This is a genomic window from Candidatus Methanoliparum sp. LAM-1 (assembly GCF_020885915.1).
In the GTDB taxonomy this organism is placed as follows: domain Archaea; phylum Halobacteriota; class Methanoliparia; order Methanoliparales; family Methanoliparaceae; genus Methanoliparum; species Methanoliparum thermophilum.
Genome location: NZ_AP025251.1, coordinates 525,337 through 537,306, shown reverse-complemented (window position 1 = coordinate 537,306; position 11,970 = coordinate 525,337). Strand labels below are relative to the sequence as shown.

Here is an 11,970-nt window from a genome sequence, read left to right as displayed (position 1 = left end):
TTCATTGTTCTTTGTTAAATGGAATATAAACAGACTATAATAATCAGAACGGATTTAAAATTATCAAAAGGAAAAATTGCAGTACAGGTTGCACATGCTGCAGTCTCCTCTTTTCTAAAAGCTAAGTTTACAGTAAGACGGCAATGGATTAAAAGTGGACAGAAAAAGATAGTCCTTAAAGTGTCATCGATAGAAGAGCTATTGAATCTTAAAGAGATTGCTGAAGGATACAAACTACCTTGTTCCCTTATACAAGATGCAGGATTGACAGAGATTCCACCAGGCACGATTACAGCTTTAGGCATAGGACCAAGTAGATCCTCTATTATAGATAAAGTTACTGGTCATTTAAGGATGCTATGATCCCAACACCATACAGTATAGAGAAAGAGGTCGGTATAGACTATTATCTAACGGATACGAAAGGTATCGGTGGTAGGATAAAGACCGTACCTAACGATTTTGTAGTCGAGGAGATATACGATCCAGAGAAGATTTTAAAGATTGTATCAAACAGAATAAACAAGATTTATTCTATAATTTTAGTAAAAAAGTTAAACTGGGATACTCATACGTTGGTGAGAGAGATCGCACGCCGATTAGGAATAAGTAAAAAGAGAATAGGCTTTTCTGGGACTAAGGATAAGAATGCGTTATCCATACAACTTATGAGTTGTGATGTTACAAAAGAGAGTATAGAAAAAATCAAGATAAAAGATGCGGATATAAAATTTGTCGGTTATTCAACCAGCCCGGTAAAGTTAGGTAACCATATTGCGAATCGATTCAAGATAACGATAAGAGATATTAACCACGAATCGGATATATGTGATACAGTAGCAGAGATCGAAAGAGAGGTAGACGATAAAGGTGGTTTTCCAAATTTTTTTGGTATGCAGAGGTTCGGTACGATACGCCCGATCTCTCATAAAATTGGAGAAAAAATACTTAAAAGAGATTTTAAAGGAGCAGTACTGACTTATTTATCTTATGAAAACAATTACGAACCGGAAGATACAAGATATGCAAGAAGATACGCAAAAGAAGAAGATTTTAAGAATGCCTTGAGATATTTTCCACATCATCTGCGATACGAAAGAGCACTGGCAAACCATCTTGTAAGATATCCTGAAGATTATATAGGTGCGTTGAGAGATATACAGTTAGGCGTACGGATGATGTTTATACATGCATACCAGTCTTATTTGTTCAACAAGATCGTGAGCAAGCGTATAGAAGAAGGGATATTTAACAGGGTTATAGAAGGAGATTATGTATATTTCAAAAATGGTGGCATAGACAAAGTTAATCTGAATAAAGTAAAATTATACGAAAATTTGATAGATAAAGGAAGATCAAGCATTACTGCTCCATTAATAGGGTATAATAGCGTTCTGAACGATTTCGAACTTAAAGTGATAGAGGAGTCGGAAGAAATTAAAGGAGAAGATTTGATAAGATCGTTTAAGATAAAAGAATTGCCAGAATTATCTTCAAAAGGGATAAGGCGTCCTATATCTATAAAAGCTCATATAACTTCCAGTAAAATAGATGATGCTCTATCACTAAACTTTTTGTTGGATAAAGGAAGCTATGCAACGTCTATATTGAGAGAGATAATGAAAGAAGATCCATTAAAGGCTAATTTTTAAATCATAAACAAGACGGATACGATCGCTGATATCACACCGGTTATAAAAATTCCGTCAAAAGATCCTGCACCACCTATACTGATCATCGGTGCTCCTATCTTTCGGACCTTTTTTAAATTAAGGATATCCGCCCCTATTAATACGCCTAAAACCCCAGAACTGAAAGATATTCTTCCTAAAAGATCTAATGGGCAATTTAATATATAAGATAAAACCAAGGCTGTTAAGACGGTAACGGTCGGTGGAAGAAAGATCGGCAGTGTTATGCCTATATCTACGATCTTTGCAAATCTGTTAGATACTACGGTAACAACCAGTAACGTTATCAATAAAGTCGTTATAAATTCTAATCGAATATTGGGATAATTCATCAAGGAAGAGATTATAAAGTAGAGAGATACTCCTGCAGGTATAACAGCACCGCCAAGATTCATGCATACGACTGTCTTCTGGTTTACAGCCGGTATTTTAAACCTGACACCAAAAAAAGATACTTCTCGCTCTAAATAATAATTTTCTGGATTGTTATACTCTTTTAAAGGGATGTTTATCGCGCTACCTATCGTTATTGCCATAAATAATAAGAACAACTCTACCAAGCCAATGTCTAGTGCCGTTCCGATGCTCAATGCTGTAAAAAAGAAGAGATAGATCAATATCGGGGCGAAAATTAGGAGTATAATCAATAGAAGTATCAAGATTAATGGAAACGGATAAAATATCGGTCCTCTTCGATTTGTCATATTGTCATAAAACCTCCTCAAATCTTTGATTTGTCATAAACCTTTTTATAAGCATATTCTTGTTCCTATCTCTTCTCCATTTACGGCTCTCAATATATTTTTAGGATCTCTTCCATCTATGATGTACGTCTTTATATTGGATCGTTCTATCACTTTTATAGCAAGTATATCGAGTATCATGTTCAACCCGGCATCCATCTTTGCCTCTCCTATTATCCTCATCAGATCGTTTGTAGTCAAAGAATCGATCTTTTTTGCATCCTTGTATCTATTAGGGTCTTTATCATAGACTCCATCTACCGATGTTGCATTTATAAACATATCAGCAGAGACGTATTCGGCAAGGATTGCACCCACAGCATCGGTCGTATGCCCCGGTTCTGTACCTCCCATGACGACTATATCTTTGAACGTTGAAAAATTTTTTGCATCTTTGAAATTGAGAGCAACATCGTTATATACGCTTTCTTCTGGTAAGGCGGAGATTAAAAGTTTGGCGTTTATTCTTGTCAGGTCGATCCCTATATAATCAGCTTCAGAATTGTTTAATCCGAGATCTTTTGCCACTTTTATGTATCTTCTTGCTATGTGTCCTCCGCCAACGACTATGAATACCTTGTTATCTTTAGAGATCTCGTATATAACGTCTGTATATCTTTTTATCCTTTCTGATGATAGATCGTTGATGAGTATCGATCCGCCTATCGAGATCACTATCTTCATCTTTTTTCTGCTCATCTATTGAATAACCCTCTTGTTATAAAAAGTATTCTTTCTCTTATCGATTGTTATATTAATAAATAAAGTTTTATATTATAAGTTGATGTTGTTCAATTCATTGAAACTTGATATTTATTTGAATTACGTATGCTCTTAATGGAGGATCAAAATGCAAAGGGTATATATGGATCATTCTGCAACGACACCTGTCGATCCAGAGGTACTTCAGGCGATGCTTCCATATTTCAGTGAGAGATATGGGAGTGCTTCTTCTCTGCATACACATGGAAGAGAGGGGAGGGATGCGGTAGAGGATGCTCGAAGAAAAGTCTCATCTCTGATCGGTGCAAAGGAGGAAGAAATATTTTTTACGAGTGGAGGAACGGAATCGAATAATTTGGCCATAATTGGGACGGCAAGAAAGAAGAGGAAAGGGAGGATAATAACGAGCTCTATTGAGCATCCCTCTGTTCTTGAACCATGCAGATATCTTGAAAGAGAGGGATTTGAGATAATTCGTTTGGGTGTCGATAAATACGGGATGATAGATCCATCTGAGATAGAGAATAGCATCACTAAAGATACTATCTTAATAACGGTGATGCATGCTAACAATGAGATAGGTACTATTGAGGATATCAGAGAAATCGGAGAGATAGCGTCTAATAAAAATATTCCATTTCACACAGACGCAGTCCAATCCTTTGGGAAGATTCCTATCGATGTGGAGGATACGAATATAGATATGTTGTCTATATCCTCACATAAGATATACGGGCCGAAGGGAGTAGGAGCAATTTACATAAGAGAAGGAACAGATCTTGATCCGATTATCTTCGGTGGAGGGCATGAAAAAGGAATCAGAAGTGGGACAGAGAACGTCCCTGGGATTGTCGGTCTTGGAAAAGCGTGTGAGATTGCAAAAATGAGGATGAAAAAGGATACAAAAATGCTGGAGAAAATGAGAGACATATTGATAGATGGAATATCTAAGAACATACCTGAATCTTATCTAAATGGGCATCCGAGAAAGAGGCTTCCAAATAATGTTAATTTTAGATTTTCCGGTGTTTTGGGTGAATCTTTGGTCAAAGCCCTGGACAAGCATGGTATATCTGCGTCTGTGGCTTCGGCATGCTCCTCTGGAAATCCTGATGCTTCTCATGTTCTATTAGCGATCGGATTAGATATGGAGGAGGCACGATCATCGATCAGATTGACAATCGGAAGAGAAAACAACAAAAAAGATATCAAGTACGTTCTGGACATACTTCCCCGCATCATCGAAGAACTGAGATTAACTTCTCCATCATGGAACAAGGGATGCTGGTAAATGCTCAAAATGTCTTTGATCCTGATATTCTTTGGAACTTTCTTCTGTGCCGATGCCATTGCCTCTATGATATATTATGGTGGATATAACATTCCCCAGGTCGGTAGGGTTATAAGGGTGATATTCGGGTCGATGCTCATCGCATTTGGCATCTCAGATATGTTACTTGAAGATATACCCCTCTATGTCATCGTCTGTTTTTTCTGTATAATAAGTATTTTATGTGGATATCTCCTCGGGAAAAGTTTTTAGATCGTGAAAGCCTCCCACTTATCGCCTCGACCGGACAGATCTTCTCACATGAGCCACAACCGATGCATCCCTCTCCGATTTTTAATTCCCCTCCAACGATTGTCAAGTTATCCACAGGACAGACCCCGACACAAGCCCCGCACAATACACATTCTCCTTCTATCTGCATCTCAATCACTTTTCCCTTGTTACAGACCAATCCGCCATCTCCAGGAGAACATCCTTAGCGTCAGATTCTGGAAGAATCTTCAGATGGGACTTTGCCCTTCTTTTTATCTCCTCTAACTTATTCTCACAGTATCTGATCGATCCTGTATGATCTAAGATAATCTTTGCCATCTTGACGTCTCCTGGTCTGGGATCTCCCATCAATAGATGCTTTAAGACCTCTCTGTACTCATCTTGTGCATTCTGCAATGCATGAACTATGTATAACGTCCTCTTCCTTCCTTTTATATCTATCCCAACAGTCTTTCCAAGCAATTCCTCTTTTCCAACGATACCCAAAAGATCGTCCTTTATCTGGAACATTACCCCGAAATCTCTACCAAATTTTGAGAGTTCTTCTATCTCCTTTGCATTCCCTCCCCCAAGTATTGCACCACCTCTTGCGGCTAGCCAGTGCAATGCAGCTGTCTTCTTTTCTATCATCACCATATATTCATCTATCGTGACATCGAATCGATTCATAAATGACAGGTCAAGGGCCTCTCCAAAGTAGAGGTCTTTTGCAGCAATAGCAATCGAAACGATCAGCTCCTTGACCACATCTATCCCATGATGCTCCATCCTGAATTCCGGCAGTGTAGATAGTATATTGAATGCCTCGCTAAGTAGAGCATCCCCAACAGTTATCGCAAGAGGAATACCGTATTTTTCATGAACCGTCGGTACATTCCTTCTCTTTGTGTCACCATCTATTATATCATCGTGAATCAGAGATGAGTTGTGAATGAGCTCCACACCTAAACCCCACTGCATTGCATCCTCTGGATATCCTCCAAGCGCATCGCAACAAAGTGTCGCTAATATTGGCCTTATCCTCTTTCCTCCTATGAGTGGGACGTGCCTTATCGCCTCGTAAAATATCTGTGGCTCTTCATCAGAGAGTTTGGTCTCCAAATAGTGTACCAATCTGTTATCAAATCGCTCTGAATATCTATTCAATACAAGCTCAAGATCCATAAAAATCCTTATCCTTAAGAACTATCATCTAACGAATAAATCCCAAATACTGCAATCATAACGCTTAAATTTTTCGAATAACGTTCTTCTTAACTTTGATCTTCTACTTCCAACAAGTTTTTTGAAGGACGCATCCGTGAAGAAACCATCCTCATCCTTTAAGATATGAAAGAGGGAATTTACATCTTCCCTCGATAGATTTTTCTCTAAGAACTTTCTGACATCGTATTCTATATCGTTTCTTGCCCCATGAAGCTTATACCATCTCTTCTCGTATCTTGATAAGAGATCGGAAGAAAAATCATTTTCCTCATACGCCTCCACAATTGTCTCTCCAGCAAGAATGCCAGAATCTATCGCACAAAGCACTCCAAATCTGCTGAAAGGAGATGCACATCCAGCAGAATCTCCAACAAGCATCATTCCATCCTTTATAGTTCCATTGGATCCAAATGGAATCTGGGAACTATACTTCTCTATCACTTCTGCTTCTGGTAAGTTCTCTTTGATGAATAGATTCATCTGCTCTTCGGTAGGATTCGAGGAAAAGAGAGTAATCGCAAATTTGTCTCCCTTTGGAACGATATAGAAAAATTCGAATTTATCTCCTATACTGTAATGTATATACTCCCTATCAAGATCTACATCCTCCACAAGATATTCGATGCACGAATCGACCTCCTTAAAACTCCTATACTTCGATTCGATCCCCCTTGCATCTATCACAAGATTTGACCTTATTTCATCCTTCTTTGTCTTGACCCCTCTAACCCTCCCATCCTCTTTTATCAGTTCTACGACTTCTTCCCCACTCATCAATTGTGTTCCTGCAGAGACAGCAAGTTTTACCAGTTCATCGTTAAATCTCCCCCTGTTTAAAGAGAAGAAAAGTTCAAAATTTTTCGGCTCGTGCATCTCGATTTCTGTTCTATCTGGAGAAATTATCCTTATTCCACGAATCTTTGCATCTAAGAATCGATCATCGATCTTTATATAATCAAATATCCTTCTATGTAAGAGGACAGGTTTTGTCCCTTCTCTAAAGTCTTTTTCTCTCTCGATTAACACGGTGTCCAATCCATGCTTTGCACATGTCTTTGCAGCCATAGAACCAGAAGGACCTGCACCTATGATGACTACATCACAGCTTAATTTTCCATCCGTCATATTAATACATCCATATAATCTTTGATCGTGTCCCATGAGGCAAGGGTCGTCGGAGCAAATAACTGCGATAGATACAAGAAACTGGCAAATCCAGGATAAATCTTCAAAGATTTTGCCAGTAGATAATTTGCTCTGCTCAACGCTCTATGTCCATATTTAGAATTTTCCAACCATCCAAGCATCTTTTGAATACGTTTTGGTTCTAATTTCTTTATAGAAAAAAAATCCGCTGCAAATAGAAGAGGATTCACGATCTGATGGTGTCTGTAAACATCTTTTATCGGTTTCTTGTATTTGTATTTCTTATCAATTATTGCATTCGCTGCTATCTCTCCAGATCTCATTGCCTGATATATTCCTTCTCCTGTCAGTGGATTTGTGAATGAGGCAGAATCCCCTATGAGATATACGTTTCTCCTTTTGAAATAGTTATAAGCGATATTCACCGGTGCTGATCTCTTCTTTGCATACTTCAAATCGATTCCTCTTTCTTTGAAGAAATTCTCTATCTTCTTTCTCTCATTTATTCCTTTCTGACCGAACCTTGGAATATAACCAGAACCGATGGATGCATGGTCTCCATGTGGGAATATCCATGCGTATCCGATTCCTATCTTCTCAACATCATAAAAAATCTCCATATCTCTAAAATGCTCTTCGATATCATAGTCGTATCCGATCATTATATATGTCCTCAATCCTAACCTCTTCAACAGTCTCGAATTCGAACCACATGCGACGATGAGGTTATCGTATCCGATCTCCTCCCCTTTACAGATGACCTTATTCTGCCTCAATTTTACATAGGAGACAGGAGAATTGCCTCTCACTTCAGCGCCGAACTTTTCTGCCTCCCTCAATTGATACTGACCTAAATCTATTCTATCGACCGATGCGACCTTCATTCCCAATAGTTGCGCCGTTGCTTCGATCCCTCCTAAATGTATTATAGGTGTGAATACTCCTTTGAAGAGTGAAGAAGGAACATCCTTCCAGACCCTCTCAGGAAGACCTCCACCACAGACTTTTTCTCCTATCTTATCTTCTGGTTTTCTTTCGAGGAGAAGAACATCCCTATCCTTCTTAGCGAGCTCCTTCGCCGCAGTTAGACCGCCCGGTCCAGCTCCTATAATGACTATCTCGTGTTTTTCCATCTCAATTCAACCTATGAATGTATCGTTTTCATTTTTTATCACTCAAAGAACGTATCCCAGTAATTTCTGTAATACTTTTTGAAGAGAGATCCGAAAGAGAGTAGATCGGGTATTTCCAATCCCTCTTTTTTGAGTTTAAAAAGTATCTTAGAGATGAGCTTCGGTGATTTGATCACTTTAAAAAGTTCATCTGTAAATTTGGCATTATCCTCTTTGAGCCGATGGCAGAATATATTCCAATATTTATCAGGTAAAGCCTGCGCAAGTTTGGCAATGTAATATCCAATCATCTTCTTCTCCCCGTAGGTCCTGTTCCATCTTTTCTCGTATTCCGATAAGAACTCTGAAGAGAAATCTCCCTCTTCGCAAGCTTCTACTGCCCTTTCTCCGGCGAAGACACCAGATTCTATCGCAGTCATAACCCCATCCGCCCATGGCATCATATTTAAGTGTGCAGCATCACCGATGAGCATCACGTTATCAGTCGTGAATCTTTTAAGAGGAACAGCAGGTAATACTCCTCCTCCCACATCTATGATCTTAGATTTTTTAAATAAGGGATGATTCTTCATGAAATAATTTAGAGCATTCTTCGCCTCCCCTTTCTGCCAACCCAATGAATGATATGGCATGGGTTGTAATGCTGTCTTTCCTTCTCCCTTTGGGTAAAGAACCCATGCCGCATTTGGATACGCCATCACTTTACCATCCGATCTCCATCCTATAATCTGATAATATGTATGCTCATCTATATCCGAGTAGTCTAGCAGATTATCGAAGACGACCCATGCGTCATTGGGATCTAATCGTTCATATATTCCAGCCCATCTTCCAATTTTATGTTCTACTCCATCTGCTCCTATCACGATATTTGATCTTATCTCAACGTCTTCTTTCTCGTCGATCTTCGCTTCAATACCCCTTATCTTCCCATCTTCTCTTATCAATCCCGTAGCCCTCGTTCTATTCATATATTCTATATTCTCTTTGAGTGTAATCTTTAATAACTCATTATCGAACGTATCCCTATTCAGCACGTAAGCCACCTCATATCCATCAGGTTCACGCATTGAAATTTCTGTCCCGTCTGGAGCGGTCTGGACTATACCATATATCGGTGCGCTAGTGGTCTTTTTGTCGATGTGGACATACTCAGCTATTCTTCTACTCACCAGACAGCCCATAGAATTCGGTTTACTCGGATACTCTTTCCTCTCAACCAATACCGTATCCAACCCATACTTAGCGCATGTTTTTGCCGCCATAGATCCGCCAGGACCCGCACCTACGACTACCACATCGCATTTTATTTTCCTCATATCTCCCTCTCTATAGACCAATTCACCAAATCAGATAGAGCCTGTTTTGCCTCCGAGGAAGGTAAGATCTCAAGATGAGAGAGTGCACTATCTTTTATCTCCTGAAGCTTCTTCTCACAGTAATCTATCGATCCTGTGCGTTCAAATATTTCCATCTCTAAATCGATGTCTCCTGGCATATATTTTCTCTTCAAGATCTTATTTAATTCAGATTTGTCTTTCTCCGATGCATTATGCAATGCATGAACCATGTATAGCGTCCTCTTCCTTCCTTTTATATCTATCCCAACAGTCTTTCCAAGCAATTCCTCTTTTCCAACGATACCCAAAAGATCGTCCTTTATCTGGAACATTATCCCGAAATCTCTACCAAATTTTGAGAGTTCTTCTATCTCCTTTGCATTCCCTCCTCCAAGTATTGCACCACCTCTTGTAGAAAGCATGTAAAGAGAAGATGTCTTTTTCATGACCATCTTCATGTATTCCTCTTCGGTGATGTCGAGTCGATCCATAAATTCTATGTCCTGTGCCTCCCCGCTATACAATCCCTTTGTGGCAAGGGTAAACGAAACAAAGAGCTCCTTCACTACGGCAAGTCCGTACTTTTGCATTCTCACCTTCGGAAGCATCGCGATCATGTAAAACGCTTCCCCAACAAGAGCATCTCCAACATTTATCGCGATAGGAACACCGTATTTTTCATGAACCGTCGGTACATTCCTTCTCTTTTTGTCCCCATCTATTATATCATCGTGAATCAAACTAGCGTTATGCAAGAGCTCAACTGCCAGTGCAAGCTCCATTGCATCATCGGACCTTCCTCCAACTGCTTCACAAGAGAGAACGGCGAGTATGGGCCTTATCCTTTTACCGGTTGTCAATGGGATGTGCCCCATCGCATCATAGAATTCGTCGTATCCATCTTCCTTAAGTTTGTAATCTATATATTGATGTAAGCGGTTATCGAATATCTCTGAATATTTATCCAACAGCGTCTCCAGCTGCATGTAAAAATTTATGAATAATGAGTATAAAAATATTCTTATAGTATTTAAAATGGTTGAACGTAGTTCTTATTTAGCAAACTTTTAAATAGTATTAATTTCAATTTTTATATAAAGGTGATGTAATGAGATCGTTTAAAGAAATGGTAGCTGATGAGTCAGCGCAAGAGATACTTTTACAGGCAGCCCTCCCACAAGCAGCTGCACCTGCTCTTGCAGAATGTGCTGCAATGATGCAGGGAGCTTTGCCACCAGCTACGATGGCTACCATGGTAGGCAGACCAATCGTTTTTTCTACAGGATCGAGTTTTGCCACGCTATATGTTGAAAAAGGCGAGAGTGAATTCAAAGTAAAAGAAGGTGAACCAGAGTCTTACTCGAAATCTCTAATAATAGAGGCAGATAATCCAGGGGATGTAATGGCTAAGCTTAGACCACTTATGGAGAAGAACCCGATAAAGATGTTACCTCTCCTGCTTTCTGGGAAAGTAAGGATCAGGGGATCGATAAGAACGGCAATCAGGTTCAGAAAGATCATGAAGATTGCGAGAGAAGAGTCAAGACGCCAGCGCAAAGAACTCTATGGATTTTAACTCTTTCTATATTTTTTTCTTTACAAGATAATATCTTTCGAATCATCTGTTTTAATGTAAGGTCATAATAAATAAAGAGTTTGATTAAATAAGCAGAATCGATCTTTAATTTATAAAAAAGGAGGTAATATGAGTTTGATAAAAGAAATAGAAGAGGCAGTAAAAAAATTAATAGATGGCATAGAAAAAATGGTGCTAAAAGCGGAAGAGGCTATAAAAGCATTTTATAAAAGATTTAAAGGGAATCAAAAATAATTTAGTTTTTAGATTATCATCTATAAGGATTGAAATTCCAAAAATTTTAACGCTTCTATCGTTCTTTCATCGCCGCATCTCCTGATTATAGGTGAATAGATAGGATACATCTTGTTATACTCGTCCGTTATCTCTCTCCTGCTTGAAAGGATGGCAAGTTCCAATAAGAGGTTGAATCCTCTGTTTATACCTCTTATCCTTCTATCTCTTATCTTTTTAAAGACCAATCTTAAAAAGAATTTGCTGGATAACTCTTTCTCTTCTATCCGGGTAACAGCAAATTTTAGGACGGCAGAAGCTTTTTTTATGAAAGGAAAACCGTCTATCGTATAGTAATCATCATCGTTCAGATCACCAAATATAGATTCTACGAAAAGCACAGGATCATAGACTAAATTTATCCCTATCTCTCCCGACTCCATCAAGTTCTTATAAGTATGGCTTCCTCGGAATATCTCAACATATATAGCCTCTCTATTGACCAATCCTACAGGTGCAGCGTTGAACCTCAAACCTTTGGTCGTTGATATCGTCTCTGTGATACCTTTTCCAATGCCAACCGCTTTAAGATCGTCTCTCGTAATCATAAAAAT

General features: G+C 38.9%; 14 protein-coding genes. 5 read left to right on the top strand and 9 right to left on the bottom strand.

Annotated elements, in window-relative coordinates; translation table 11 throughout:
- Positions 1-18 precede the first annotated feature (18 nt).
- Together pth2 and truD are read left to right on the top strand one after the other, a co-directional pair.
- Positions 19-363: a peptidyl-tRNA hydrolase Pth2 gene (gene pth2 / locus LPC15_RS02980; protein ID WP_229235231.1), complete on the top strand. Its 345-nt coding sequence runs from the start codon at positions 19-21 to the stop codon at positions 361-363.
- Complete coding sequence (gene truD / locus LPC15_RS02975) at positions 360-1,652, top strand: tRNA pseudouridine(13) synthase TruD (protein ID WP_229235230.1); 1,293 nt, start codon at positions 360-362, stop codon at positions 1,650-1,652. Before pth2 ends, truD begins: the two co-directional genes overlap by 4 nt.
- Here the strand turns inward: truD and LPC15_RS02970 are convergent.
- Complete coding sequence (locus LPC15_RS02970; protein WP_229235229.1) at positions 1,649-2,395, bottom strand: DUF1614 domain-containing protein; 747 nt, start codon at positions 2,393-2,395, stop codon at positions 1,649-1,651. The genes truD and LPC15_RS02970 overlap by 4 nt on opposite strands.
- 45 nt (positions 2,396-2,440) lie before the next feature.
- Positions 2,441-3,133: a UMP kinase gene (gene pyrH / locus LPC15_RS02965; RefSeq protein WP_229235228.1), complete on the bottom strand. Its 693-nt coding sequence runs from the start codon at positions 3,131-3,133 to the stop codon at positions 2,441-2,443.
- A gap of 151 nt (positions 3,134-3,284) precedes the next feature.
- Between pyrH and LPC15_RS02960 the strand changes: the two genes are divergently transcribed.
- Positions 3,285-4,448 carry a cysteine desulfurase family protein gene (locus LPC15_RS02960; protein WP_229235227.1) on the top strand — a complete coding sequence of 388 codons (1,164 nt, stop codon included), beginning with the start codon at positions 3,285-3,287 and terminating at the stop codon, positions 4,446-4,448.
- Positions 4,449-4,635: 187 nt separating this feature from the next.
- Here LPC15_RS02960 and LPC15_RS02955 read toward each other — a convergent pair whose 3' ends face one another.
- Genes LPC15_RS02955 through LPC15_RS02930 form a run of 6 tightly spaced genes read right to left on the bottom strand, consistent with a single transcriptional unit; the run spans position 4,636 to position 10,532 of the window.
- Positions 4,636-4,899 carry a DUF362 domain-containing protein gene (locus LPC15_RS02955; protein WP_229235226.1) on the bottom strand — a complete coding sequence of 88 codons (264 nt, stop codon included), beginning with the start codon at positions 4,897-4,899 and terminating at the stop codon, positions 4,636-4,638.
- A complete protein-coding gene (locus LPC15_RS02950; protein WP_229235225.1) occupies positions 4,875-5,885 on the bottom strand; it encodes a polyprenyl synthetase family protein in 1,011 nt (336 codons plus the stop codon). The genes LPC15_RS02955 and LPC15_RS02950 overlap by 25 nt, the downstream gene beginning before the upstream one ends.
- 24 nt (positions 5,886-5,909) lie before the next feature.
- Positions 5,910-7,052 carry an NAD(P)/FAD-dependent oxidoreductase gene (locus tag LPC15_RS02945; RefSeq protein ID WP_229235224.1) on the bottom strand — a complete coding sequence of 381 codons (1,143 nt, stop codon included), beginning with the start codon at positions 7,050-7,052 and terminating at the stop codon, positions 5,910-5,912.
- A complete protein-coding gene (locus tag LPC15_RS02940; RefSeq protein WP_229235223.1) occupies positions 7,049-8,206 on the bottom strand; it encodes an FAD-dependent oxidoreductase in 1,158 nt (385 codons plus the stop codon). Before LPC15_RS02940 ends, LPC15_RS02945 begins: the two co-directional genes overlap by 4 nt.
- A gap of 38 nt (positions 8,207-8,244) precedes the next feature.
- A complete protein-coding gene (locus LPC15_RS02935; protein ID WP_229235222.1) occupies positions 8,245-9,525 on the bottom strand; it encodes an NAD(P)/FAD-dependent oxidoreductase in 1,281 nt (426 codons plus the stop codon).
- Complete coding sequence (locus LPC15_RS02930; RefSeq protein WP_229235221.1) at positions 9,522-10,532, bottom strand: polyprenyl synthetase family protein; 1,011 nt, start codon at positions 10,530-10,532, stop codon at positions 9,522-9,524. Before LPC15_RS02930 ends, LPC15_RS02935 begins: the two co-directional genes overlap by 4 nt.
- 122 nt (positions 10,533-10,654) lie before the next feature.
- Here LPC15_RS02930 and LPC15_RS02925 point away from each other — a divergent pair, with 122 nt between their 5' ends.
- Positions 10,655-11,122 (top strand): hypothetical protein, encoded by a 468-nt coding sequence (locus LPC15_RS02925; RefSeq protein WP_229235220.1) that lies wholly within the window; start codon positions 10,655-10,657, stop codon positions 11,120-11,122.
- Between the two features lie 129 nt (positions 11,123-11,251).
- Positions 11,252-11,377 carry a hypothetical protein gene (locus tag LPC15_RS06930; protein ID WP_267496962.1) on the top strand — a complete coding sequence of 42 codons (126 nt, stop codon included), beginning with the start codon at positions 11,252-11,254 and terminating at the stop codon, positions 11,375-11,377.
- Positions 11,378-11,397: 20 nt separating this feature from the next.
- Here LPC15_RS06930 and LPC15_RS02920 read toward each other — a convergent pair whose 3' ends face one another.
- Positions 11,398-11,964 carry a DUF447 domain-containing protein gene (locus LPC15_RS02920; RefSeq protein ID WP_229235219.1) on the bottom strand — a complete coding sequence of 189 codons (567 nt, stop codon included), beginning with the start codon at positions 11,962-11,964 and terminating at the stop codon, positions 11,398-11,400.
- Positions 11,965-11,970: the final 6 nt, after the last annotated feature.

What these genes read in the sequence shown, in the direction of transcription:
- LPC15_RS02960 (WP_229235227.1), top strand. Translation starts at nt 3,285, where the DNA reads ATGCAAAGGGTATATATGGATCATTCTGCAACGACACCTGTCGATCCA.
- LPC15_RS02950 (WP_229235225.1), bottom strand. Translation starts at nt 5,885, where the DNA reads ATGGATCTTGAGCTTGTATTGAATAGATATTCAGAGCGATTTGATAAC.
- LPC15_RS02925 (WP_229235220.1), top strand. Translation starts at nt 10,655, where the DNA reads ATGAGATCGTTTAAAGAAATGGTAGCTGATGAGTCAGCGCAAGAGATA.
- pth2 (WP_229235231.1), top strand. Translation starts at nt 19, where the DNA reads ATGGAATATAAACAGACTATAATAATCAGAACGGATTTAAAATTATCA.
- LPC15_RS02970 (WP_229235229.1), bottom strand. Translation starts at nt 2,395, where the DNA reads ATGACAAATCGAAGAGGACCGATATTTTATCCGTTTCCATTAATCTTG.
- LPC15_RS02930 (WP_229235221.1), bottom strand. Translation starts at nt 10,532, where the DNA reads ATGCAGCTGGAGACGCTGTTGGATAAATATTCAGAGATATTCGATAAC.
- LPC15_RS02935 (WP_229235222.1), bottom strand. Translation starts at nt 9,525, where the DNA reads ATGAGGAAAATAAAATGCGATGTGGTAGTCGTAGGTGCGGGTCCTGGC.
- LPC15_RS02945 (WP_229235224.1), bottom strand. Translation starts at nt 7,052, where the DNA reads ATGACGGATGGAAAATTAAGCTGTGATGTAGTCATCATAGGTGCAGGT.
- LPC15_RS06930 (WP_267496962.1), top strand. Translation starts at nt 11,252, where the DNA reads ATGAGTTTGATAAAAGAAATAGAAGAGGCAGTAAAAAAATTAATAGAT.
- LPC15_RS02920 (WP_229235219.1), bottom strand. Translation starts at nt 11,964, where the DNA reads ATGATTACGAGAGACGATCTTAAAGCGGTTGGCATTGGAAAAGGTATC.
- pyrH (WP_229235228.1), bottom strand. Translation starts at nt 3,133, where the DNA reads ATGAGCAGAAAAAAGATGAAGATAGTGATCTCGATAGGCGGATCGATA.
- truD (WP_229235230.1), top strand. Translation starts at nt 360, where the DNA reads ATGATCCCAACACCATACAGTATAGAGAAAGAGGTCGGTATAGACTAT.
- LPC15_RS02940 (WP_229235223.1), bottom strand. Translation starts at nt 8,206, where the DNA reads ATGGAAAAACACGAGATAGTCATTATAGGAGCTGGACCGGGCGGTCTA.